The organism is Bacillus sp. FSL K6-6540 (genome assembly GCF_038007545.1).
Window position 1 is genome coordinate 5870755 of sequence record NZ_JBBOXH010000001.1, and the last position, 24590, is coordinate 5895344.

The window sequence follows — 24590 nt, forward strand, 5'->3', positions numbered from 1 at the left end:
CACCTCCATACATTTTACCGGTAAATTAATTTTTACTGTTGATTGGATTTCATCCTACCATGACCTTGATCTATCGGTCAATCCTGACGCAGGTCTCCGGCTTATCAGACGATCCATTCCCCTTCGCCTGGCGGCTGTGATATAGTATCCACAATCGTCTATTACGACATTATGTTCATCAAAGGATGTGCCTCCATGTTTGACCCGACTATATTCGAAAATCTAAAGGTTGGCATCGAGAATGCGGTTTATGACCTCGACAATCTCGATGAAATCATCCGCGTTACCGACCGGAAGGACCTCCTGGACATGGCGACCTTGTCCAGAAGTTTTAGCCTCCGGTTCGAGCTGGTTCAGCAATCCGCAGCTTCAGCCGAAATTTGCCTGGAGACCGGGCTGCGGGATTTGGCGGCCGAGATTTTGGAAATTCCGGAAGAACAGCCGGGCTGCTTGCTGAAGCTCCGCTTTCATAAAAACATTGCCGATCCTGCCTACTCGTGCCCGGTTATCACGCAGATTGTTAAGGAGATATGGAATCCCGAGCTCCCGCCGGTGCAAACGATACGCTACACCTATGGCGACGATGCGGTCCCCATCCATAACACGATCGAGCTTCGCTTCCCCCGCAAAATCAACGAAGATCAGATGGGAGACATTCCGAATATCACGGAGTTCATGCTCCGTACGCTGGGTGAATTAAACCGGATCTAGCTTGCCTGCTTTCCGGCTAGTCTGATCATCCTAACGGTGATGTTTCATTAAAAAAGCCTGCCGCTAATATAGCGGACAGGCTTCTTCGTATGATATTAAGCAACAACCAACCGGATCCAGATGTCCGAAGGATCTTGAACGGCCCAGACGCCATCCCGCTGTTCCAGGTGCAGCCCCGCTTCGCGAATGCGGCCGGTTACCGCCTCAAGCGCCTCATGGCTCGGAAGCTCGATCGTATAATTCTCCATTCCCGCAGCGTTCGGCGGCGTATTCGGTACACCGAGTCCCGCCCAAACATTGAGCCCGATATGGTGATGGTATCCTCCTGCAGATATAAACAACGCCGCTCCCCCATAATGGGCGGTCAGCTCAAAACCCAGCACATCGCAATAAAATGCGCGGGCATCCTGCAGGTTGGACACATGGAAATGCACGTGCCCGATGACGGTCCCTTCCGGAAGTCCAAGCCATTCCTTCTCTTTGGAGAGAGCCAGCAGTCCTTCAACATCGACCGGGTCGGTGGCCATCACATATTCCCCTTTGGCATCGCGCTTCCAGGTATCCCGTGGCCGGTCGGCATAAATCTCGATGCCGTTTCCGTCCGGATCATTGATGTACAGCGCTTCGCTGACCAGATGATCGCCTTGGCCGACCGGCATGTTATGAGCGATCAGATTGGCAAGCGCGAGCCCGAGCGATTCCCGATCCGGTACCAGGATCGCAAAGTGGTACAGCCCTGCCGTCCGGGTCTGCGGCCTTGTCAGGTCCGAAACCTCCTCAATGATCAGCAGCGGCTGCTTGCCGTCAGCCGTCAATTCGGCCACCCGGCCATGCTGGCGCAGCATTTTTAATCCAACGACTTCCGTGTAAAAGCGTACCGATTGTGCCAGATTGCTAATCCGAAGAGAGACGGGTCCGAGCTTTGTGGATGGATGTATAATGGCTGTCATATTCTCACTCCTTGAATGTTGTTGTTTGATTTTTTCAAAAAATATATTCAGGTCTGCGACAGGCTTAACTTGTAATCGAAACAGTTACATCTTACTTGTAATCATTATAGTTACAGGACCATCCCGTTGTCAAACCCAGTAATTAACATATGAACAAAGGCACACCAAACAGGCCCAAAAGAAAACGCCCATCCTGCAAGGATTGAGCGTATCATGTATCATATATCATCTATTCTGAATGTTCCGTTAGCAGATGCATGGATTTTCCGGACGATTTGCTCCAAATTCACCTCATGCAGCGTATCCTCCATGGCCTTCTGGGCGGCCGAGAACACCGGAACGATCGCCGTTTGAATATGTTTGCCAACAGGACATTTCGCGTCCGAATTCTCGTGAATACCGAACAGGGAACCCTCCTGCACGACATGAACGGCATGATAAATATCCAGCAGCGTAATCCCGGACGGAGGCTTAGCCAGCTTCGCTCCCGCTACGCCGGGTTTTACCTCGACCAGGCCCGCTTTGCTGAGCATGCCGACAATCCGCCGGATGACCACCGGATTCGTGTTCACACTCTCCGCAATATAATCTGAAGTGCAGACGCCAGCCTTATTCATCTCCAGCACGGAAAGAATATGAATGGCCACTGCAAATCGGCTGCTTATGTTCATGCGATCCCTCCTGACGGTCCAAATCTTCAGATGACTAGCATGTAACCATCATAGTTACATTAGACTCCAAAGTCAACGCTCCCGCCGTGTCCATGGAATGATAGGAAAAACTTGCTCATCCATTACGGCACATTGCGATCCTTCCCTAACTTCATGAAAAAAAGCCTCCATCCCGCTTGTGGCTAAGGAGAGGCTTTCTCACCGACGTAACCCGGCCTGAACTTAGAACATCGGGAATACGTATTTGATCAGGAAGTACAAGAAACCAAAAAAGATGATCAGATAAGCAACATACTTGATCAACGTAGAAGCTACCCTGCTGGAGTCGTTACACTCCTCGATATTGCGGGTCTCGATTTCCACGTCTCGGTCACGCGGTCTGCTCATAGTTTCCACCTCCATCCGATTCGGATTCGCAGATGATGGTTATCTCTTGACGCTTACTACTCTTTACACGCTAGTCCAAGAGTTGAACCAATCTTCCGGAGGCGAGAAATCTTAAAGAAAGCCAATCATGGCAGGCAGAACGATAAAGGAAGCCAGCGTGGTCCACAGAATACACCTGGAAACAAGCTTGGGCGCGGCATCGTACTCTTCGGCAAGGATGACCGCATTCACGGCTGCAGGCATCGCCGACAGAATCAGAATGACTGCAAACAAGGTTCCCTCAATGGATAACATCGCGAGCAATCCCCAAGCCACCAACGGGCCCACCAGCATTCGCATCGCCATGCCCGACCAGAATCCGCGCTTTGAGACGGCGAGCGACGCTCCACCCTCCCGAACCCCAACCATCTGGGCTCCCAGTATGACAAGAGCCAGCGGCGCATAGGCGGCGGACAGCATGGAAACACCGGTATTCAACCCTTCGGGGAGCTGGAAATCCGTCAACCGGAAGAGTACGGCAAACGCTGCGGCGTAAACCGAAGGAAGCGTAAATACGGTCTTGATCGCTTTTACGGCCGAAAAATGAGACCGCGCTGCCAAATACACGCCTAATGTATTCATGATGATGATCTGCACGATGACATACACGGAAGCCTTATCCAGCCCTGCCTGCCCGAATGCAAGCAGCACGAGGGGAAGCCCGTAATTCACGCTGTTGGTAAAAATGGTGGTCAAGGCGAGGCCCGATTTCTCCGTCTGGGACAAGCCCAGCATTTTACCTGCAAAGGCGCTGAGCGCCCAGAGGATGATCACGTTCAACAGGCAAAAGGCAACCGTCACCGTCACCTCGTTCGAGGTGATCGAAGCCTTTTCCAGCGTCTCGAAGATCAGTGCCGGGCTCAGCACATATAAAGACAGGGCCGAGAGCCCCTTGGTTTCAATTCCTTTAAATCGCTTAAGCAGCGCTCCGCCGATGACGGGCAGCGATATCGGAAGGAATACGCTGTAAATCGTAGCCAAAAAAGAAGAGATCATGAAGTCCACCCTTATACGAAGTAAAATATCATCATCTCTACATCCTAACCTAAACCTGCGGCATTCGTCCAAGATTCAAAGACTATAGGTCTAATAGGCTCAGGCTTTGATTATGCCATCTTCTTGATGACAAATGACACCGTGGTTCCTCTGTCCCTTGAGCTGTCGATCATGAGGCCCTGCCCATAAATCTGCTTCAAACGGCGGTCCGTGTTCATAAGCCCGACTCCCTTGTTGGCGCGATGTCCGCTTCCCAGCATCCTTCGGAGCTTCTCGGGATCCATCCCCGCGCCGTCATCCGCGATGATCACCTTGGCTGATTCAGCCTCTCGTACGATGCGGATGGTTACGGTCCCTCCCTGGGTCCGTGCCAATACCCCGTGAACGACCGCATTCTCCACGATGGTCTGCATCGTCAAGGGAGGAAGCTTCCATTGCTGCACGGCAACCTCGTCGGAGATATGCCAACGGACACGCAGCCGTTCCCCGAACCGCTCTCCCTCGATATACAGGTAAGAGCGAACCAAGCCAAGCTCCTGCTCCAACGGTATGAAACGGTCCAGGTTGCTGATATCATAGCTGGCTCTCAGATAATGGCTGAATTCTGCGATGAGCGCAATCATCCGGGAAGGATCCACCTCGCTTAGCGAAGCGATCGAATTTAAGGTGTTGTGCAGGAAATGCGGCTGGATTTGGGCCTGGAGCCAAGCCGCTTCCATATGCAGCCTCTCCTTAATGGACCGCTTCAGCTCCAGCAAGGCGCGTACCCTCGTTTTTAATTCCAGGTGATCCACCGGTTTTATCAAGTAATCGTTAGCTCCCGAGATGAACCCCATATGTATGTCCTCCGGCCGGTTTCTGGCGGTGAGCAGCAGGATGGGAAGCTCCGATAGCATATACCTCTGCCGAATCGTCCTGGACAGTTCATACCCCGACATCTGGGGCATCATCACGTCGGAAATGATAAGATCCCATTCTCCCTGCTCCAACAGCTGAAGAGCTTCCTCGGCGCGGGTAACGGTCACGATCCGATACCCCTCGTCTGCAAGCAAATGATGGATGACCTTCAGGTTAACCGGATCGTCGTCAACGATAAGCAGCCTGCCATCGCTTGGACGGGCAAGCGCCTGAGCCTCCGATTCGGCGTCATCCTGTTCGTGCATATCTGACATATTCGATTGCGTCTCCTTCTCTTTCTCTGGATTTGAAGCCGGGGAGACCGCGATAAACTCCTGTTTATCCGCGTTCTCCTGCTTCATCATATCGTCCACTTTCAGCGTGAACGTAAAGTCGCTCCCCTGACCCGGAGCGGATGTTACGGAAATATCCCCTCCATGGAGCTCAACCAGCTGCTTGCTGATGCCCAGTCCAAGCCCCAAACCGCCTCCCGAGGCGGCAAAACCGGAATCTCCCTGCTCGTAGGGGAGGAATATTCGGCTTAACGTCTTTTCGTCCATACCGATCCCCGTGTCGCGAACGTGGACATAAGCCCTTCCTTCAATGACCTCGGCAGCCACCGTGATACGTCCCGCCTCCGTATATTTGATGGCGTTGTGAATCAGATTGAACATGATTTGAACCAAGCGGCTTTCATCTGCCCATACCTTGGGGCCATCCTCCGCGATCTCGCATACGAGCTCGATTCGCTTGCCTTCCGCCATCGTACGGAGCATGTCCAGCACGCCTTGAACAGCCGAACCGAGGTGAACGCTCTGCACATTCAACCGAACGCGGTTGTCCTTCAATAACGAAACATCCAACAAGTCGTCCAGGAGCAGTGACATCCGTCTGCCGATCCCGGTGATCAGCTCCAACTGATTGCGATCCTCTTGCTCCAATACGCTCCCTTTGCGTTCCAGCAGCGTTTGCGCCATGTTGATGATGCCGTGCAGCGGATTTCGCAGCTCATGGGACGTATTCGCCAGAAACTCATCCTTCATCTTGTCCGCTCGCTGCAGCTGCTCGGCCTGTTCCCTAAGCATGACGCTGTTTCTGGTAAACCGGATAAACCAGAAGGAAGCAAACCCGAGAAACGCAACGATCAGGTCGATCGGGTAAAAAGGCAGTTCCTTAAAATACCGGAATCTTAAAATTCCGCTTATCATAATGTTGCAGGAAACCGCAACCGCCGACAGCAGGATGAAGATCGCAGCTTCCGTCCGCTCGCTGACCGCCTTCCTGGCTAACGAAGGCACGAACAGCACGGCGCTTATCAATACCACCGACAAATATTTAGAGAGATGGACCATCAGATGAAACGGAAGCAGCAAATAGACTGCGGCATACGAAACCACAAACACCGTGTAAGCACGGTAAAAGCCCTCCTTGATCCTCGGCTTTAGCAAATGCTTGGTGCACAGAATCAAACATAAAGATATCGCGACATAAGCAATAACCTTAAGCTTCACCGCCCACTCGAAAGGAATGCCGGGCAGCCACACCAACAGAAGCTTATCATCGTCGCTCAGCGTAGCCAGCAGCGTAAACAGAATAAGCCCGGCAAAATAAAAAAGCCCTCTGCTTCGATAGCCGATCAAGTACAAAATAAAAACATAGATCACATGGAGCAATAGCACGATGCACACCAGCAGCTGCATGTTCTCGGAGAAGGCTTTTCCCCTCATCACCGCTTCCGCCGTTCCGAATTGGATCGGCAGCCGGATCCCGCCTGAATCGGCATACTGATAGTTGCTCACTTCCACGATGATATCCAACTCATCACCGCCGGTCGGGGGGATGAGCTCCATATGGGGGATGATTCTGGCCACGTGGGTCTCTGGCAGATCGGACGGATGTCCTGATTCGTGCAATAATTCCCCGTTTACATACAAACGATAGGCTGTACGGATATCGCTGATCCAGATGCCGTAAGTTTTGTTCCGATCCGGTACGAGCAGCTTGAGGCGGTAAGTCCCGTAGCCGATTTGGTTTCCGTTCTCGTTCACGCCCTCCCATGGCCCCGGAACCTGTATCCAGCGCGGGTCGGCGGCAGCCGGCTCTCCTTGGGACGCTCCATCCGGGCCCTTCCATTGATTCGGATAAAAGGCCCACTCCCCGTTCAGGGCGACCCTGCTCCGGTCATCCGCCGGCCAAGCCCGAAGATCCAGCACGCCTTGCCGGAATGGACGTTCCTCGGGTACCGTAATGGTGTTGAACCAAACCAAGCGCACGGAAAGTAAAATCACGATAAACAGAAAAGTAATCCCCAGCAACCTTCTGCCGGAGACGGGCTTCGATTTGATATTGGAATAGATCGACAATAGTAACAGTCCTTTATATAACGTATTGTAAGAATCAATAACACTACATAACTGTCCATTATTTTACATCGTTGCGATGCAATTGTCTGTCCCATTCCCTAAAGTTCGCATGAATCCACGGGTTCGTCAGGCCGCCTAAACAATCGAAAGCGTTTTGCCCGAACGCTGAAGAGGCTGATGCGGGCATAATTCGTCAGCGGATACATGCTTCACCGTATAGTAGGAGTAGAATCTTTTTCTCCCGGAAGCTTCATAAATCCACGAAAAAAAGTCGAATATCGAATCATCCACCCATCTTCCGTTATATTCGATTAACGACCGCAAATATGGAATCTGAAGCTTCACGCCTCCATTCCACATGAAGATAAACGTATTAAACTCGGCATTTTTTTGCAGCAAAAAATGAACGGTACGCTCATCCAGCAAAAACTTCTCCTGATCACACAGAAATACCGGTCCCTCGTCCGTAGCAACGATGCCAATCCGCTTGCCGTTGAAGTAAACATAGAAGCCTCGGCAATGCTGGACATCCTTAGTTGCATCCAGCTCGATCTCCCGAAACGTACCAAGCTCCAGCCCCATGGCTTTATGCAGCGAAGATTCCTTAAATTTCCGAATGAATTTCATAACCGAATATTGTACCTCCCGATTCTTATGGTTCACACTCTACAGTATAAGAGGCGGTCCTCTACAATTTCTGAACAGGAACCAAAAAGAACAGCCCTTCGGTTGACGCATACAAAAAAATCACCGGTCATAGCGGCCGGTGATTCCCTATCTTATGATTGCTTGGTAGATCATTTATTGTATATGGGTGATTTGGATTCCATCGCTCCACTCGTCATACCATTTCTTGATGTAAGGGCTTGGCTCCTCACCCATCTCATCTTCCAGCACTTGACGCAGCAGGCTGAATTGACGGTGTACCTGGGCTGGGTTCCCCTGCAAGCCGTATATTTTCATCAATGAAAAATAGGCCTTCTCTTCCAAGGGGTGCAGCCTCTGGATCGAGGCGAAGCACAGTACGGCCTCTTCGAAGCGTTCCTGATCCACATACCATTCCGCCATGGATAACGATACGCTGAGCCACAGCTCCTTCAGTCTTTGACGCTCGCCTTCCGCCCACCAATAATCATATTCCTGCAGATAATCGCCCGTATACAGCTTCATCATTTCAAGATGGCCCTCTATCGAATCGGCCGACACCGAGGGGTTCGCCATGAACCAGTTCTCCCACTCCTCGATGTCCAGCTGCACGTCTTCCACATTCAGCACATAGCCTTCCGTCGTGTTGGTGATTTGAAATCGGGTATCATAGGGCTCCAATGTTTTTCGGATATGATAAATGGCGGTATACAGCTGGGGATAGGCCTTATCCATGTCAAACTCCGGCCATAGCATATCGATCAGTGCTGACTTGCGCACCAGCTGCCCCCGATGCTGCAGCAAGTAAATGAATATTTCCTGGGCCCGGGTTGTCCGCCAATGAAGCATGGCGAATTGCCCCTGCTCGTTCGGCTGTTCGATCATAACCTGGCGGAACATCGTCATCCGAATTTTACGATTGGGGTTCAGGACCTCTTCCGGTCTGGACGCAATGCGACTTCGCAACCGCTCCATCGTTTTGGCTACTCGATCGATCTGGACCGGTTTGACGATATAATCGACGGCATTCAATTCAAATGCGGTAACTGCATATTCGTGATATCCCGTCACAAATACAATGCAGAGATGGGGCTTCTGCTCCAGCAGCTGCTCCGCCAGCTCGATCCCGTTCAATTCCGGCAAGCTGATATCCAAAAACACGATATCCACGTCCCTTGCAAGAATTTCCTTTCGCCCCTCAAAAGGATTCGTATACGTACCGATTACATCTATAGGCATGGTATCCAGTTTTAACAGCTGACGTTCTAAATACTTCAAGGCCAACGGTTCGTCATCTACGAGAATTACCTTCATTCATATAACTCCTTGGATTGGAAAAATACGGTCCTATGTAAACTATATTGATTCCTGCGCACGGTTGCAACAATCGAAAGCATGTTTATGACAATATTCTCTTATTTTTTCACTTGAAAAACTCATAATTCCAAGTATAATACTTGGTATAAACAGGTTATACGTTTTCTAAGGGGGCATTCAACATGGAACATGGCGATAAAGAACCGACATCTCTGTCCCTTGATGATTATCTGGATCTTCTCAATTTGGCGATTCGCTTGGAAGATCGGAAGTGGCAAGCAGACATCATTCGTACGCTTCACCACATGCAGGAATCGCTGGGCGAGGAACAAGCGAAGTCGGAGGAATGCACGGAACAGGAGCTGTGGCAATGCGTGGATCAAATCAATGAACGGATGTCTGCCCTGTATCATGAATTGAAAGCAACAGACGATAAAGATATACAGCGGAAGCTGCTGGACCAAATGTGGGAGCTGAAAATTGCCCGGGTTGAGGTTTTTCGAAAAATACGTTCGATTTATCAATAAAGAACAAAGACGATAACTCCTTAGGGGTATCGTCTTTGTTTGTTCTGGATGCCCACTGCGTCAGGATAAATCCAAATGGTAATGCACAAATTCATCGTCCCGCTTATATCCTGCGGATTCATACAGGCGTTGAGCGGCCGTGTTGTGAAGCTGCGTCGAGAGTGTCAAGCCTTTGGCCTTGGTCTGAACGGCGTGCGCACGGGCTTGATGAAGCAGTTCCCTTCCAATGCCAAGCCCGCGATATTCGGAATCCACGTACAGATCATTCAGAATCCACAACCTGGACATGGATAGCGACGAGAAGGATGGATATAATTGTAGAAAGCCTGGCGTGGCCAGGGATTCACAGCGGGTGCAGTCCGCTAAATATATGACGGAATCGCCATGGGTCAGCCTTTCCCTGATATATTCCCGGGCCCCGTCCAGATCATCTTCCCGCTCATAAAATTGCCGATACTGATTCAACAGCGCTGCCGCTTTGTCCAGATCCTTCAGCTCTGCTTGATATATGCGAATCTCTGCCTTCACATCCTCCACACCCTTTTCGTCCCTTGTTTTCCCCAAGTGTACTGGATATCGGTTAAGGTTTGGAATGCAGAATACCATGAAGGGTTTGCACGTAGCTTCATCTTCGCGCTGCGATGACTTCTCTTATGGACCTTAAATTTATCCTTCACGTATCGGTACTTAGATCGCACGTCCTACAATAACCAGATCCCGCTTGACTCCGTCAAGCTCCGCAACCGCTGGGAGAAGCCCCCACTGGTCGAAGCCGAACTTCTTCAACAGCTTGAGGCTTGGTTCATTATGACCGAATACGAATCCGACGAGGTTGCTGACGCGAAGACGCGGGCACTCCTCGATGGCCTTCTGGATCAATAGGCTGCCGGCACCAACGCCGCGATATTTCTCGTTAACGTAGATACTGATTTCAGCTGTCCCGTTATAGGCGGGACGGCCATAGAAGGATTGAAAGCTCATCCACGCAACCAGCCCGTCATCAGATCGCATGACCCAAAGAGGGCGAAAATCGTTGCTGTGCTCTTCAAACCAGCGTATGCGGCTCTCCACCGTGACCGGCTCCAGATCGGCCGTTACTTTTCTGCTTGAAATCGTTGAATTGTAAATGTCCACAATGGCCGGCAAATCCTCTTTGACGGCATAATCGATACGGTATGGATGCGTCACGATGCTCTACCTCCGAATAGATGTCTTTATTACGAGATCTATTGTACAAGAGGTAACGGAAAAACGCTTCTATTTTCTCAAGCCGCGATTCATTCACGAGGAAAACTTTACTTACGCGATGGAACGCGATACCCTTACATTAACGGCATGATGAACGTCTTTGAGTAAAGAAAGGAATGAACAGGATGAACGAACGATTGCAAAGTTTGCTGTTATCCATGAAGGATCAGGGCTGGGATCATGTCCTGGTGACAGACCCCAAGCATGTTTATTATTTGACCGGCTTTGCGAGCGATCCCCATGAGCGCTTTCTCGGCCTGCTCCTCTCCCCCGCCAATGATCCGGTGCTGATCGTGCCGGCATTGGACGCGAACGCGGCCGAGGCCGCTTCAACCGTGAAGAACATTGTCACGCATCAGGATACCGATAACCCTTACCTTTTGCTTAAGGAACAGATTCAAGGCAGCGCCGGAACGCTGGCGCTGGAGAAGGATCAGCTGACCGTCTCCCGCTATGAACAGCTGCGGCAACATGTGAACGCGGACCGCATCGAAGATGTCGGCCTTGCGCTGCGGGATCTTCGGATTCGAAAGTCTGCCGAGGAAGTGAAGATCATCAAGAATGCGGTGAGGCTGGTCGAAGATGTTCTGACGCAAGGCATGGCCCGGGTAAAAATCGGCATCAGCGAGCTGGAGCTTGTCGCGGAACTGGAATACTTGATGAAAAAGCTTGGCGCGGACGCGCCCTCCTTCGCCACGATGGTATTATCCGGCCCCAACACCGCCTTGCCTCATGGCGTTCCGGGTGCGCGCCGAATCGAAGCAGGGGATCTGCTCATGTTCGATTTGGGAGTATACGCCGGCGGTTATGCGTCGGATATTACCCGTACCTTTGCGGTAGGCGATCTGAAGCCGGAAGCCGTTAACATCTATGAGACGGTTCTTGCTGCGAATCTGGCCGGGATTCAGGCCGTCAAACCCGGCGTGACCTATGGCTCGATCGACCAAGCGGCACGCAAAGTGATTGACGACGCAGGTTACGGCCATGCCTTCGTACATCGCCTGGGTCACGGGCTTGGCATGGATGTCCACGAATATCCGTCCGTTCACGGGTTGAATCAGGACATATTGCAGCCTGGGGCGGTCTTCACCATCGAGCCCGGCATTTACCTGCAAGGCGTCGGCGGCGTGCGAATCGAGGACGATGTCATCGTGACCGGCGATGGCGTCGAGGTGCTGACCTCAATCCCGAAAGAACTGACCGTCATCGGATAAAGCATGTTCAGCATGAATAAAAGCCCGAATCACCGTTTCGCTTACGGTATTCGGGCTTTCTCTATTCACGCAGAAGAGCCATCTTGCAGGCAGAAACACTGCCTGCAAGATGGCTCCCCTGGATGCGTTCATTATGCCTGAACCATATCCAGTTCAATGTTGTCGTCGTTATACACGTCTTTATCCACTTCATTCATGACTTTCCCGGTAATCACGCCGGCCGTCATGGAGTCATTCACGTTCAGTGCCGTCCGTCCCATATCGATCAGCGGCTCGACGGAAATCAACAGGCCTGCCAAGGCAACCGGCAGGTTCATCGTGGAGAGCACGATGAGCGATGCGAAGGTAGCTCCGCCTCCGACACCCGCCACGCCGAAGGAACTGATCATAACGACCACGATCAAGGTCAGGATGAACGACCACGACGTCGGATCCACGCCGGCTGTCGGTGCAATCATGACGGCCAGCATGGCAGGATAAATGCCCGCGCAGCCGTTCTGTCCAATCGTGGCGCCAAACGATGCCGAAAGGTTCGCGATGCCTTCCGAGACGCCCAGCTTTTTGTTCTGGGTCTGCACGTTAAGCGGGATCGTAGCCGCGCTGGAACGCGACGTAAAGGCAAAGGTCAGCGTTGGGAACACCTTCTTGACATACTTGAACGGATTAAACCCGAATATCGCCAGCAGCACCAGATGGATAATGAACATGGCGATCAAGGCCACGTATGAAGCCAGAACGAAATCGATCAGATTCATGATCACCGCAAGATCGGTCGTGGCGATCGTTTTGGCCATCAGCGCCAGAATCCCGTAAGGCGTCAGACGAAGCACCAGCGTCACGATACGCATGACCACGCCGTATACGGCGGAGATCATGTTGCGGAAGGTCTCCGCCTGCTCCTTGTTTTTACGGTCCAACCCGAGCACGGCGATCCCGATGAATGCCGAGAATATGACGACCGCAATCGTCGAAGTTCTTCGTGCTCCCGTCATGTCGGCAAACGGATTGCTCGGAATGAAATCCAGAATCTGCTGCGGCAGCGTACGGCCCTCGACATCCCCGAGCCGTTCTTGCAGCAGCGCGCCCTGCTGCTCCTCGGCAGCGCCGCCCTGAATATTGACGGCGGACAAATCGAACGCCAGCGCGGTCGTAATTCCGACAGCGGCGGCTACCGCCGTCGTCAGAAGCAGCACCGTAATGATCAGTCCGCTCATTTTGCCCAGGTTCTTTCCGCCCTTCAGCTTCATGATGGCCGATATGATCGACACCATGATCAGCGGAATGACCATCATCTGCAGCAGTCTGACATAACCGTAGCCAACCAGATTAAACCAATCGGTGGATTTCACCACCACATCGGAGGTCGAAGTGTAGATGAGCTGCAGTGCCACTCCGAACAACACACCCAGTCCAAGTCCGGCAAACACGCGTTTGGTAAACGAGTAATGCTTTCTCTGCATCCAGTACAAAATACCGACCAGCAGAATCAGAACAAGGACATTGATGATAACCCAAAGCGTTTCCATCCTAATGATTCCTCCCATTCTATAAATAAGGATATACTGCGTCATCCTCATGTCATAAGTGCGCTAGTATGTATTCATATCCATCTCATAGCCCACTCTAAACATATCATTACCCGTTTGAGAAAATTCCTGTCAAAAACGTTATTTTTCTGTTGACGTGAATTATGTCGACTATGTTGATCGGAATACCACCGCATTGCTCTACCATCATATCATGTAAACTTCAAAAGGAGAACTACCAAAATTAACACAATCGTTTCGATCCATTCATTCAACGCCCCGTAGGTATCTCCCGTCAGTCCCCCGAGTCTTCGGCTCATCCGTTCGGCCGTCAAACTTCCAACGGCCCAGGCTGCCAACGGGATGACGAGGATTCCTCCGATTCCGATCGCCGCAAGATCCAGTGTGCTTGTCGTGCACCAGAGAAGGCCTATGACAACCAGCGTTAACAGGATCGCGACTATGCCTGCCAGCGACCTCCTTCTAACGGACAGTCCGTGAAACAAAGCTGCCAGCCCCTCGCTTCCCCGTGCCATCGGCCATCGATACATGGCGTGGACCATAAACCAGCGGCTCCAGACCGGAGCGAGCACCAGCAGCCACGCTTCTTGCTTCCATACCCCCTCAGACAAATCCCAAACGGACATGATTAAGGAAGCTTTCAGAAGGAGCAGCAGCATGCAGGCCATGACCCCCATCGCGCCTACCCGGCTATCCTTCATAATTTCAAGCATTCGTTCGCGCGACCGATGGCTCAGCAGCGCATCCGCGCTGTCCATCCAGCCATCGAGATGAAGCCCTCCGGTTAATGCTACCCATGCAGCCAGCAGGATAACGGCAGCAGGAAAGGAAGGCAGCACAAAGCTTAAGCCCAGTCCCAATGCGGCAACGATAACACCTATGACTGCCCCTACGAACGGATAAAAAACGACGCTCCGCTGTTGAACTTCGGGTGTAAAGGGAATTTCCCTCCGCACGGGAAGCCTCGATAAAAATTGAAAAGCGGCCGCAGCCGCTTCGATCATCTTGCTCATATCCGATACTCCCTGCTCTTGATTTCCATTGGAATTCCCGCGGTCACCAGAAATACCTCGTCACAGACCTGGGCCAGTCGTTGATTCATGATCCCTGCCCAGTCGCGATAAATCCGGCCCAGCGGATATTCGGGTACAATCCCTGAACCCACTTCGTTTGTTACCAATATAACCATGCCCGGGTATACCTGAACCGCTCTTGCCAGCCTGCCGATTTGAAGCCCCAGCCGTTCTTCCATGACGGCCGTGCCTTCAGGTTCGGCCTGCAGCAGCACATTCGTAAGCCACAGCGTCAGGCAGTCCACTACCACCGCAGGGGCATCCGAGGCTGACTGGCCGAGCGTTTCCAGCAATTCGGGCAGTGCGACAGGCTCCTCCACCGTCTGCCAACCATAGGCTGAATCCTGCCTGCGGTCTTGATGAATCCGGATCCGTTCCCGCATCTCATCGTCATAGGCTTGCGCAGTCGCTATATATGTACCGGAATCGGCGCGCTTCATGCACAGCTTCTCCGCGAACGAGCTCTTCCCGCTCCTCGCTCCGCCCGTAACCAACACGCTTCCACGATGACTCATACGGCTCCTCCGCTGATGCCGGCGCTTTCAAACGTCGCCATCTCGTTCACGATCCTGCACGCCGCCTCGACCAGATGAAGGCACAGCACACCGCCCGTCCCCTCGCCAAGACGCATGTCCATTTGCAGCATCGGCTGGAGTCCCAGCTCTTTCAGCAGAAGAACATGCGCCTGTTCATGCGAAACATGGGAAGCAATCATATAAGGAAGGGCATCCGGGCAGATCGATTTGGCAACCAACGCCGCGGCACTGGATATGAATCCGTCAATGATGACAGGACATCCATGAGCAGCCGCCCCCAGAATCAATCCGGCCAATCCGCCGATTTCGAAGCCCCCGACTTTGGCCAGCACGTCGAGCGGGTCGGCGGCATGAGGCGCATTGACTTGTATCGCCCGTTCCACAACACGAATCTTATGGTTCAGCCGTTCATCCGTCACGCCGGTTCCTCGTCCCACAACCTCGGATGGCTGCTTGCCGGACAGAACCGAGAAAATAGCCGCGCTTGGCGTCGTGTTCCCGATGCCCATCTCTCCGGTTACGAACATCTGCGTGCCTTGTTTAACCAGCTCTGCCGCCACCTCAGCTCCGGTCACTACGGATTGCAGCGCTTCTTCCCTTGTCATTGCGGGTCCTTTGGCCATATTGGCGGTTCCTCTGCCAATGTTCCGGGACAGGAGCCTCTCATGGGTCAGCTCGGTCGCTACGCCGATATCCACGCAATGAACGTCTGCCCCCGCTTGACGGGCCAGCACGTTAACGGCCGCCCCTCCATTCAGGAAGTTCATCACCATTTGGGGCGTCACCTCGGCCGGAAATGCGCTGATTCCTTCATCACACACCCCATGATCGCCAGCCATGACAACCACGGATGTTTTGGTAAACGAGGGCTTCATTTTCCCCGTGATTCCCGCTAATTGGATCGCCAGCGACTCCAGCTTGCCCAAACTGCCCGGAGGCTTCGTCAACGTATCCAAATAGGCGGCGGTTTCCGCCTGCGCTTCGGCATCCAGCGGTTTAATGTTAGCGGTAATTCCCTTCAAACGACTTGTGAGTGTATCCGTCAATGAAACGGCCTCCTTCCTCTTGCTCCTAAATCTTACAACGCGGCTGAACCTGCGGCAACACCGCTTTAGGACCAGGTGCTGTTCGCCGTTAACAGCACCTGCGGAGCCCCATTCTCGGGATGGGTCACGATGGAGGGCTCCACCCGGAAAATCCGTCGGATATACGCTGCCGTCAGCACGTCCTCCGGCTTGCCCACCCCTGCGATCCGTCCCTGATCCAGAACCAGCAGCTTATCGCAGAATTGAGCAGCCAGATTGAGGTCATGCAGTACGCTGATCACCGTTATGCCGGACGAGTTCCGCCACTCCGCCACCATATCCATGAACTGAAGCTGATAGCGGATATCCAGATAGGTCGTCGGTTCGTCCAGCATCAGCAGCGAAGGCTCCTGGACCATCACCTTGCCCAAAGCGACACGCTGGCGCTGTCCTCCGCTTAACTCGGTAAGCCGGCGCTCCTCCAGGCCGTTCAGATCCAGCTTTCGAATAACGGCCTCGATAAGCGGGGCCGCATCCTTATCCTCACGGCCAAGCCAGTTCAAGAACGGGAATCGCCCCATCTCCAGCACGTCCCGGACGGTAAAATCGGTAGGGTCGAGTCCCTCCTGCTGCAGCACCGCCACGATTCGGGCCATTGCCTTCCGGTTATAGCGTCCAAGCTCCTTGCCCAGAAGCGTCACGCTTCCTTCCGTAGGACTCTCCACGCCGGATAACAGCTGCATGAGGGTGGACTTGCCGCTGCCGTTCGGTCCGATGATCCCCCACCATTCCCCTTCGGCAATGTGAAGGTCCACCCCGGATAGAATCGACGCCTTGCCATAGGCTTTGCCAAGCCCTTGGGCCGTAATCATGATAACCCCTCCCTGCGCCGTTTTTTGTTCCGGTACAGCAGATAAGCAAAGAACGGAGCGCCTATGAATGCCGTGACCACCCCGAGCGGGATTTCCGTCGGCGCCAAGACGGAGCGTGCTGCCGTATCGCACCAAACCATGAAAATCGCGCCGCCCAGCGCCGACAGGGGAACAATCACGCGGTAATCGGAGCCGGTGATCAGCCGAATCATATGCGGCACTACAAGCCCGACGAACCCGATCACGCCGGAAACCGATACGGCTGCCGCGGCAAGCAGGGTAGCGACGATCAGCACGCTGGTCTTCAGACGATCGACATTCAATCCCATATGAGCGGCCTGCCGTTCCCCGAGCGACAAAATGTTAAGCGCCCGCGACCTGCTCCATAGATATACGAAACCCACTGCAAAATACGGGAAAAGGATGGCCGTATACGACCATCCGCGCATGCTCAGGCTTCCCATCGTCCAGTACAGGATTTGGTTCACCGTATCTTTGGACATCACCGTCAGAAACGAAACGACGGCGCCCAGAAATGACTGCATGACCACCCCGGACAGGATGAGCCCATGGATCGGCAGTTTTCCTTGATCCCTTGCCAGCAGCAAAACAGCCCATAGGGTGCCTGCTCCGGTCAGAAACGCTACAACCGGCAGTGTGTAACCTCCGGCAAAGGAATATTCCATTCCGAAAAAAATCAGGGATGCCGCGCCAAGCGCAGCACCCGAGGACACACCGAGCGTAAACGGATCCGCCAGCGGATTGCGAAGCACGCCTTGAAAGGCGGCTCCGGCCACCGCCAGGGAGGCTCCAACAAGCATCCCGAGCAGGATCCGCGGCAATCTCACCTTCATCAGGATTTGCTCGGAGGAAGCTTCCCAGCCTGGAACGATGGAATCGCCGATTCCCGGCAGCCGGTGCAGCAGCATCGCTCCAATCTCTCTCACAGGCAGGTGAACGGAGCCGATTCCGAGACTGACAACCAAGGTTAGCAGTAAAAGGATCAGGCCGGCCGCACCGAATCCTGCAAGTTTTTTACTCATGGATTCATCAATTCCGGATAAACGGCCTTCGCCACTTCTATCAGTCCTTGCGTCACGCGCGGGCCCGGACGGCTGAGCAGATTGGCATCCACGGAAATAACCTGATCGTTCTTGATGGCTTCGATCTGATCCCAGCCGCCGCGCTCCTTGATCAGCTGATCCAATGTTTTCTTGGTGGCTTCGTCCACCACATCGTCCGTGTACAGAATAACGTCCGGGTTCGCGGCGATGATGTTCTCCTCGCTGATTTCGAACCAGCCTTCCGCATCGCCGGCTGCATTGACGCCGCCAGCTGCGGTAATGATCTCATCCATGAACTCGCCTTTGCCGACGGTCCATCCCGGAGAGAACTCCACGTACACTTTCTTCTTGTCTTCATCCTTCACGGATTTCACGGCTTCCGTAACGGCAGCCCATTCCTGCTTCATCTGATCGACGACCGCTTTCGCCTCGGCTTGACGGTCCGTAATTTGACCGATCAGCTCGATGTTCTCCATCACCGCATCGATGGTTTTCGGATCGTTGACGAACAGGGTAACGCCAAGCTCGCGCAATTTCTCGGCATTCTGGGCATTCATCGAAGCCGCGAATACCACATCGGCGTCGGCTGCGATGATCGCCTCTTCATTCACCTGGAACCCGCCCAGTTTAGGCTTGGATTTGGCCGCTTCGGGGTAATCGTCGTTATCGGATACGCCAACGATCTCCTCGTCCAGTCCCAATGCAAACAGTTTTTCCGTCTCGGACGGAGTCAGGGACGCAATCTTGGTCGGCGCTTTCTCAAACGTCATTTCCACGCCCGTTGAATCCTTGACGGTCAGCGGATACGTGGTCTTAAGCTCTTCCGCCGAATCCGCCGGCGCTTCGTTATTCTGCTCTTGCTGCTGTGCCGGCGGCGTCGCATCCTTCGGTGCTGCTTCTTCGCCGCCGCAGCCGATCAAGGCCAGGGCCATCAGTATGGCTACCAGAAGTACGGACCATGTTTTGTTTAATGCTTTCATCTCTTGGAATCCCCCTAAACATAATTGAGAACCTGGCGCAGGCGTGTCTAAATTCCTTCGGCCGATCCTTAACTGGTAAGAAACGTTCAATCTTCATACCCTAAGAAGCAAAAATCCCCGACTCCTCGATGACAAGGACTCAGGGATTACGTTTGTATCATAAGGACGCCGGGATAACCGTTCAACGATGGCGCCTTAAACTTCCGTCCGCATGGCTCCATGCGTCCGGTAAACGTAATCCTCTCCTCGAAGGACCGTCTTTCATTCGCTGAGGGCAGGTCTCCTGACTTGCAGGTTGTAACGACTTCTCCGCCTTCCCAAGCGCTAAAGGCTCAGTGGCATATGGAAAAGTCCCTGCTTCACAGTGGCGGGACCGTGCCGGACTTGCACCGGCTTCCCTATTAACCCGGCAGAAAACAATAACGCCCTCTGTCCGGGACCCTCGCAAATCATATGAATTTATGGATGATAGGCCAAGCATGGTTTCTCTGCACAAGATTATAGGCGATAAACCATCCCCTTACAACTGAAAGTTTCGGGCGTTTCGATTGCGTCATGACACCGATTTAGCCCGTTATCGCCTATTCCGACCGAAATCATACGTTTTCGTTTTGTTCGCTTAACCGTACGCCCCGCCAAAGTGCTCCGTCCCATGTCAGCTGCAGCTTGAGCACCTCGCCCGGCATAACCGACGTCGCCCAGAATTCCGTATCCGGCACGGTAGCCGCTACCATCTCCCGAATAACGCCGCCGTGGGTGACCACAAGCACGTCAACTCCTTCAGCGAGCGTTCCACGGCCATCATCACCACGCCTGGCCTCTGCCTCTGCCTCTGCCTCTGCCTCTGCCTCTGCCTCTGCCTCTGCCTGCGCAAGGGTATCCGGAGCTTCCTCCATATGCAATAATTCCTTCACATCCAAATGCAATCCCGACAAAAAGGCCTGGACGCGGGAACCGAAAGCTTCCCAACTCTCCCCGCTAGGCGGCGTAACTTCCGCAGGGTTATCGATCCAGCGCCGGTAGAGGGAATCCGTCTTCAAATCCTCGTAGGTCTTTCCTTCCCAATCCCCGAAATCCAGTTCGCGCAGCCGTGGGTCATATCGTACGCTCGGCATAAACTGGCCCAATATGTCATCATCAGGAACAGCACCCCTTTTTGAATCCGATAAGATCACATGGAGCGTCTGCCGGCAGCGGAGGAGATCGCTGCAATAGATCCGGACAAAATGCCTGCAACGAAGTTCCTCCCGCAGCGGGAGGAGCTGTTCCCTTCCCTCAGCCAGAATTCCCTGATCCTCATGGCCGAGATAACGGCGCTCCTCGTTCCACAACGTGCGGCCGTGGCGGACCAGATGCAGAATGATCCTCATATCCATAGGCTTCCTCCTGCCGCGGCAGCAAGTCCGAGCACCGCGGTACCCAGCATCGTAAACAAAACCGATACGCCCACAAGCAGACGGTTTGTCACCCTGATATCCTCCGCTTCGAGCGGTCGGTCGGGGTCCCCCATGAAAGCCCGGAACGAGATTACGCCTTGGTACGAATTTTCGCCTCCCAGGCGAATCCCCAGGGCACCGGCAACGGCCGATTCCGGGAAGCCGCTGTTCGGACTGGGATGCTTACGCGCATCTCGTTTAACCATCTTGATCGCTTGTTTCCACTGCAGCGAAAACATCGCCGCCGCAACGGTCAACAGCCCGGCGGTCAGGCGTGCCGGTATCCAATTGGCGAGATCGTCCAGCCGGGCGGAGGCCCAGCCTACATGCAGGTACTTCTCGTTTTTATAACCGACCATGGAATCCAGCGTATTCACGGCGCGGTAGGCCATCGCAAGCGGCGCCCCTCCGATCAGGGCAAAAAAAAGCGGAGCGATGACCGCGTCCACGATATTTTCCGCAACCGTCTCCACCGTCCCCCGCACAATTTCCGGCTCATCCAGATGAGCGGTGTCCCTCCCGACCACCATGCTGAGCGCTTGCCTGGCCTCGGCAATATTCCCGGAACGAAGATGGCCGTACACCTCCAATCCGGCCTCGCGCAGCCCCTTGATCGCAATCGTAGTCGCAATGAGAACGATCTCCGCACCCCAGGCAAGCCAAGGATGAATCGCTGCGCACAGCTCCAGCAGCAGCCAAGCCAGCACGAAGGAGCCGCCGGCCACGATCACCGGCAGCAATATCCCCGCCCGCTTCAGTCCCTGGGCGGAAGTCGTCCGCTGGCGTATCCACCCTTCGACCCGGCGGATCGCCTTCCCCATGCCGATGACGGGATGCGGCAGCCATCTCGGATCTCCGATCAGCAAGTCCAGCGCGACCGCCGCCCATATGACCCATACGACGGTCATATCCGATCCTCTCTTTCGGCGGCGATGCTCTCCGTGACGCTGTCGTAGACAAGACGTCCGATCATGCCGCCCAGATCGGTCGCGGTTCCGGCATAATGATGATTCACGTCATAGGCTGAATTGCCGCTGACCGCAAGGACCATCGCATCCGTCGTCGTTCCCGTGGCGGCGGCTCCGGTTTCATGATCCTTCACCCCCAGGTCATGCAGCGCCGCGGCTTTCGCTTCCGCTGCCGTCAGCATGGCGTTCACCATGCAAGCCGGCGTCAGCCTTCCGTCCACCGCCAGCACGACATTGATCGTGCCCGGCTGGTAAGCCGCGAAGGTCGTGCGTCTCGACCCGGCGCGGGCAGCATTGCCCACGCCCGCGGTAGTACAGCATAGAACGGAAGCTTGCTCGCCCCGAGCTTCCCGAATGGAGGCATATTTCAGTTTTACCGCCGTCATCAATCCTGCCGTGGAATCGGTCGGATAGCCGTGCCCAGCCATAAAGCTAACCATATCGTTTATCGGATCGCTGCAATCGTAATGCTTGTCGACATAACGGTTCACGATATGGTCCAAGTGCAGAAAACCGCCGCCGTATACGGCGCTGCTTATGGACGCAGCCGGACTCGGAAGCGAGATCCGAATATGCGGATGCTGCTGCTCCGAATCCAAGGACACGATGGCTCCTGGCCATGCATCCGAGTTATATGGACGATTGCTGCCTTTCAGAAAAGGTACTGCCATGTTTTTTCTCTCCCTGCTCCTTAAATATCTGAACCAACTGTACCTGTAGCGTTCTTCATATGGATCTGCTGCTAGAAATCCCTAAGTCGCGTCAGCAGAAGGATTTCCAAGGACCTCCGCGGTTATCGCCAGCAGTCTGTCGTTAGATCCGGCGTCCTTAACGGCTAACCGGATGTGGCGCTCACCAAGGCCCGGGTACATGGCGCAGCTGCGAACGAGCACGCCCCGCCTGCCCATTTCCTGCTGGAACGTCCCTGCATTCCAGGGCCGTGGAAGCTCCATCAGCAGAAAATTGGCCTCCCCCGGCGTAACGTCAAGCCCCAGCGCTCGTAAACCATGTATCAGCTTCTCGCGTTCCACGCGAATCAATTGCAGCGTATCCAGTTCATATTCCCTGCCGCTGCCAAGACAAGCCTCTCCCGCAAGCAGCGCCAGTCCATTGACGCTCCACGTCACCTGTTTGCCTGCCATGGCGCGTATCACGTCGGGGTGGGCAACCGTATACCCGAGCCGCAGGCCCGGTATCGCATAAAACTTGGTCATCGACCGGACAATGATCGTCCGCGGATAGTCCAGCAGTTCCGGCATCAACGTCTGTCTGTCCTCCGGCGGAATGAAATCGATGAAGGCCTCATCCAGCACCAGCCAGGTCCCTTCTTGCTCAGCGCATGCCGCCAGCTCGCGAATTTCCTCCAGGCTGTACTGAACCCCGTTCGGATTGTTCGGCTGTCCCACAAATACGAGATCCGTGCAGGCGATCAGCTCCATCATATCCGCCTTGTCCGCACGCCAGTCCCGCTCCGGCTGACCGCACACGGAGCGGATGTCCGAACCAAATTTCAAGGACAACTCCCGGTATTCGGAAAAACAAGGATCGACCACGCCGACCGTTCGAGGTTGCAGGCCCAGCAGCAGCAATGCCATGCACTCTGCAGCTCCATTCCCGACAAGAATGCACTGGGCATCGGTGCCCAATTCCTCTGCGAGCAGCCTCTTGAATTCGCGGTGCCCCGGATCCGGATAACGAATCACCGCGCTCATCCCTTCTTCTAACGCTGCCATGACCCCTTGTGGCGGTCCTAGCGGGTTAATATTCGCGCTGTAATCCAGAAAAGCCGAGGCTGCCCTTCCATATACAGCCGCCGCCGTCTCCACGTCCCCGCCGTGTCCGTACACCTCGATCAAAGGTTGGTTATTATCGCTCATAAGGGTTCCTCCCGTTCCATGCCCATGGCTCTTGCAAGCCCTGCCGTTATGTAATGCCATCATTATGTCGCTACCGTCCCTGACTCGTCAACATGGAATGCTTTGTCTCTGCCTTCAAATTGGTTTACAATAGTCTGGAAGCACCACATTTTGAATTGTGACGACGGAGGATGCTATGCTATTTATCGATAATCAGGGGATTCACGACCCATCCATCAACCTAGCGATTGAAGAATATGCGCTTAAGCACTTGTCCATGGACGAGAGCTACCTTCTCTTTTATATCAACAAGCCTTCCATCATCATCGGAAAGCATCAGAATACGATCGAAGAGATCAACCAGGAATACGTTCGCGACAACAACATCCAGGTTGTGCGCCGGCTGTCGGGCGGCGGAGCCGTGTACCACGATCTCGGCAACCTGAATTTCAGCTTCATTACGAAGGACGACGGCCAGTCGTTCCACAACTTCCTGAAGTTCACGCAGCCGGTCATCGACTTCCTGCAAAAGATGGGCGTGCCAGCCGAGCTCAGCGGACGGAATGACCTGCAGGTCGGCGAGAAGAAAATTTCGGGGAACGCTCAGTTCTCGACGCGGGGACGCATGTTCAGCCACGGCACGCTCATGTTCGATCTGAATCTGGATGACGTGCAGGCCTCGCTGAATGCCAATCCGGAAAAGTTCAAATCCAAGAGCACCAAGTCCGTGCGCAGCCGCGTAGCGAACATCAAGGAGCTGCTTGGCACCGACATGACCATTGAACAGTTCCGCGCGGAGCTGCTTCGCTCGATCTTCGGGATGGAACCGGATCAAGTACCGCAATACGTGCTTCAGGAGAAGGATTGGGAGATCATCAACCAGATTTCGAAGGAACGCTACCAGAATTGGGATTGGAACTACGGGCTGTCCCCTGAGAGCAACGTGAAGCATGCGAGGAAGTTCCCGGTGGGCATCATCGATATCCGCATGGACATCCGTGAAGGGCATATCGGAGAGATTAAAATTTACGGCGATTTCTTCGGCGTCGGCGATGTCGCGGATATCGAGAATCTGCTTCGCGGCAAACGGTACGAAGAAACGGCGGTGCGCACCGCGTTATCCGGCATCGACGTCAAGCATTACTTCGGCAACCTCGAGCTCGACGATCTGATCGGCCTCATCTTTCTTGAGGAATAGATCCGGCTGAAATCTAAATAAGCCTCTCGCCCCGTATGCATTGCATAAGGGCGGGAGGCTTTTTCATTGT

24 protein-coding genes and 1 riboswitch are annotated in these 24590 nt (G+C 53.9%); of the genes, 4 read left to right on the forward strand and 20 right to left on the reverse strand.

Features of this window, described 5'->3' with window-relative positions; all coding sequences use genetic code 11:
• Nucleotides 1-195 precede the first annotated feature (195 nt).
• Complete coding sequence (locus MHH82_RS26095; protein WP_340968535.1) at nucleotides 196-711, forward strand: hypothetical protein; 516 nt, start codon at nucleotides 196-198, stop codon at nucleotides 709-711.
• 95 nt (nucleotides 712-806) lie between these two features.
• On the opposite strand, the gene MHH82_RS26100 is transcribed toward MHH82_RS26095, so the two are convergent.
• The 7 genes from MHH82_RS26100 to MHH82_RS26130 all read right to left on the reverse strand — a co-directional run bounded on the left by MHH82_RS26100 (nucleotide 807) and on the right by MHH82_RS26130 (nucleotide 8973).
• Entirely contained in the window at nucleotides 807-1661 is an 855-nt protein-coding gene (locus tag MHH82_RS26100; protein WP_213579639.1) for a VOC family protein, read from the reverse strand.
• A gap of 218 nt (nucleotides 1662-1879) precedes the next feature.
• On the reverse strand, nucleotides 1880-2332 hold the full coding sequence (locus MHH82_RS26105) for an Rrf2 family transcriptional regulator (protein ID WP_251498307.1): 453 nt from the start codon (nucleotides 2330-2332) through the stop codon (nucleotides 1880-1882).
• 222 nt (nucleotides 2333-2554) lie between these two features.
• Nucleotides 2555-2719, reverse strand: coding sequence for a hypothetical protein (locus MHH82_RS26110; protein ID WP_340968538.1), 165 nt, complete (start codon nucleotides 2717-2719; stop codon nucleotides 2555-2557).
• A gap of 111 nt (nucleotides 2720-2830) precedes the next feature.
• Nucleotides 2831-3754, reverse strand: a complete 924-nt coding sequence (locus MHH82_RS26115) for an AEC family transporter (RefSeq protein ID WP_036662796.1) — start codon at nucleotides 3752-3754, stop codon at nucleotides 2831-2833.
• 110 nt (nucleotides 3755-3864) lie between these two features.
• The gene (locus MHH82_RS26120; RefSeq protein WP_340968541.1) at nucleotides 3865-7014 is read right to left on the reverse strand and encodes a hybrid sensor histidine kinase/response regulator; all 3150 of its coding nucleotides are present in this window, start codon (nucleotides 7012-7014) and stop codon (nucleotides 3865-3867) included.
• Nucleotides 7015-7149: 135 nt separating this feature from the next.
• Nucleotides 7150-7641 carry a hypothetical protein gene (locus MHH82_RS26125; RefSeq protein WP_015737173.1) on the reverse strand — a complete coding sequence of 164 codons (492 nt, stop codon included), beginning with the start codon at nucleotides 7639-7641 and terminating at the stop codon, nucleotides 7150-7152.
• Between the two features lie 174 nt (nucleotides 7642-7815).
• On the reverse strand, nucleotides 7816-8973 hold the full coding sequence (locus MHH82_RS26130; protein ID WP_340968543.1) for a response regulator: 1158 nt from the start codon (nucleotides 8971-8973) through the stop codon (nucleotides 7816-7818).
• A 185-nt stretch (nucleotides 8974-9158) separates the two neighbouring features.
• On the opposite strand from MHH82_RS26130, the gene MHH82_RS26135 reads away from it, so the two are divergent.
• Nucleotides 9159-9503, forward strand: a complete 345-nt coding sequence (locus tag MHH82_RS26135; protein WP_009589352.1) for a hypothetical protein — start codon at nucleotides 9159-9161, stop codon at nucleotides 9501-9503.
• A gap of 60 nt (nucleotides 9504-9563) precedes the next feature.
• Here MHH82_RS26135 and MHH82_RS26140 read toward each other — a convergent pair whose 3' ends face one another.
• Together MHH82_RS26140 and MHH82_RS26145 are read right to left on the reverse strand one after the other, a co-directional pair.
• Complete coding sequence (locus tag MHH82_RS26140) at nucleotides 9564-10040, reverse strand: GNAT family N-acetyltransferase (RefSeq protein ID WP_051425344.1); 477 nt, start codon at nucleotides 10038-10040, stop codon at nucleotides 9564-9566.
• Between the two features lie 150 nt (nucleotides 10041-10190).
• Nucleotides 10191-10691 carry a GNAT family N-acetyltransferase gene (locus tag MHH82_RS26145; protein WP_009589361.1) on the reverse strand — a complete coding sequence of 167 codons (501 nt, stop codon included), beginning with the start codon at nucleotides 10689-10691 and terminating at the stop codon, nucleotides 10191-10193.
• Nucleotides 10692-10876: 185 nt separating this feature from the next.
• On the opposite strand from MHH82_RS26145, the gene MHH82_RS26150 reads away from it, so the two are divergent.
• A complete protein-coding gene (locus MHH82_RS26150; RefSeq protein ID WP_340968546.1) occupies nucleotides 10877-11965 on the forward strand; it encodes a M24 family metallopeptidase in 1089 nt (362 codons plus the stop codon).
• 131 nt (nucleotides 11966-12096) lie between these two features.
• Here MHH82_RS26150 and MHH82_RS26155 read toward each other — a convergent pair whose 3' ends face one another.
• The 11 genes from MHH82_RS26155 to cobD all read right to left on the reverse strand — a co-directional run bounded on the left by MHH82_RS26155 (nucleotide 12097) and on the right by cobD (nucleotide 23343).
• Nucleotides 12097-13491 carry an L-cystine transporter gene (locus MHH82_RS26155; protein WP_015737178.1) on the reverse strand — a complete coding sequence of 465 codons (1395 nt, stop codon included), beginning with the start codon at nucleotides 13489-13491 and terminating at the stop codon, nucleotides 12097-12099.
• A 212-nt stretch (nucleotides 13492-13703) separates the two neighbouring features.
• Entirely contained in the window at nucleotides 13704-14525 is an 822-nt protein-coding gene (gene cobS, locus MHH82_RS26160) for an adenosylcobinamide-GDP ribazoletransferase (protein ID WP_015737179.1), read from the reverse strand.
• Entirely contained in the window at nucleotides 14522-15100 is a 579-nt protein-coding gene (gene cobU / locus MHH82_RS26165; RefSeq protein WP_145040522.1) for a bifunctional adenosylcobinamide kinase/adenosylcobinamide-phosphate guanylyltransferase, read from the reverse strand. Before cobU ends, cobS begins: the two co-directional genes overlap by 4 nt.
• Nucleotides 15097-16167, reverse strand: coding sequence for a nicotinate-nucleotide--dimethylbenzimidazole phosphoribosyltransferase (cobT, locus tag MHH82_RS26170; RefSeq protein ID WP_096776456.1), 1071 nt, complete (start codon nucleotides 16165-16167; stop codon nucleotides 15097-15099). Before cobT ends, cobU begins: the two co-directional genes overlap by 4 nt.
• Before the next feature lie 65 nt (nucleotides 16168-16232).
• On the reverse strand, nucleotides 16233-17018 hold the full coding sequence (locus MHH82_RS26175) for an ABC transporter ATP-binding protein (protein ID WP_015737182.1): 786 nt from the start codon (nucleotides 17016-17018) through the stop codon (nucleotides 16233-16235).
• Nucleotides 17015-18061 (reverse strand): FecCD family ABC transporter permease, encoded by a 1047-nt coding sequence (locus MHH82_RS26180; protein WP_015737183.1) that lies wholly within the window; start codon nucleotides 18059-18061, stop codon nucleotides 17015-17017. Before MHH82_RS26180 ends, MHH82_RS26175 begins: the two co-directional genes overlap by 4 nt.
• Nucleotides 18058-19062, reverse strand: a complete 1005-nt coding sequence (locus tag MHH82_RS26185) for an ABC transporter substrate-binding protein (RefSeq protein WP_340968551.1) — start codon at nucleotides 19060-19062, stop codon at nucleotides 18058-18060. Before MHH82_RS26185 ends, MHH82_RS26180 begins: the two co-directional genes overlap by 4 nt.
• A gap of 256 nt (nucleotides 19063-19318) precedes the next feature.
• Nucleotides 19319-19521, reverse strand: a riboswitch (cobalamin riboswitch).
• 137 nt (nucleotides 19522-19658) lie between these two features.
• The gene (locus MHH82_RS26190) at nucleotides 19659-20438 is read right to left on the reverse strand and encodes a histidine phosphatase family protein (protein ID WP_340968553.1); all 780 of its coding nucleotides are present in this window, start codon (nucleotides 20436-20438) and stop codon (nucleotides 19659-19661) included.
• Nucleotides 20429-21406, reverse strand: coding sequence for an adenosylcobinamide-phosphate synthase CbiB (gene cbiB / locus MHH82_RS26195; protein WP_340968555.1), 978 nt, complete (start codon nucleotides 21404-21406; stop codon nucleotides 20429-20431). The genes MHH82_RS26190 and cbiB overlap by 10 nt, the downstream gene beginning before the upstream one ends.
• Complete coding sequence (locus MHH82_RS26200; RefSeq protein WP_015737187.1) at nucleotides 21403-22137, reverse strand: adenosylcobinamide amidohydrolase; 735 nt, start codon at nucleotides 22135-22137, stop codon at nucleotides 21403-21405. The genes cbiB and MHH82_RS26200 overlap by 4 nt, the downstream gene beginning before the upstream one ends.
• Before the next feature lie 81 nt (nucleotides 22138-22218).
• A complete protein-coding gene (cobD, locus tag MHH82_RS26205; RefSeq protein ID WP_340968557.1) occupies nucleotides 22219-23343 on the reverse strand; it encodes a threonine-phosphate decarboxylase CobD in 1125 nt (374 codons plus the stop codon).
• Between the two features lie 175 nt (nucleotides 23344-23518).
• Between cobD and MHH82_RS26210 the strand changes: the two genes are divergently transcribed.
• Nucleotides 23519-24520, forward strand: a complete 1002-nt coding sequence (locus MHH82_RS26210) for a lipoate--protein ligase (RefSeq protein WP_015737189.1) — start codon at nucleotides 23519-23521, stop codon at nucleotides 24518-24520.
• Nucleotides 24521-24590 lie beyond the last annotated feature (70 nt).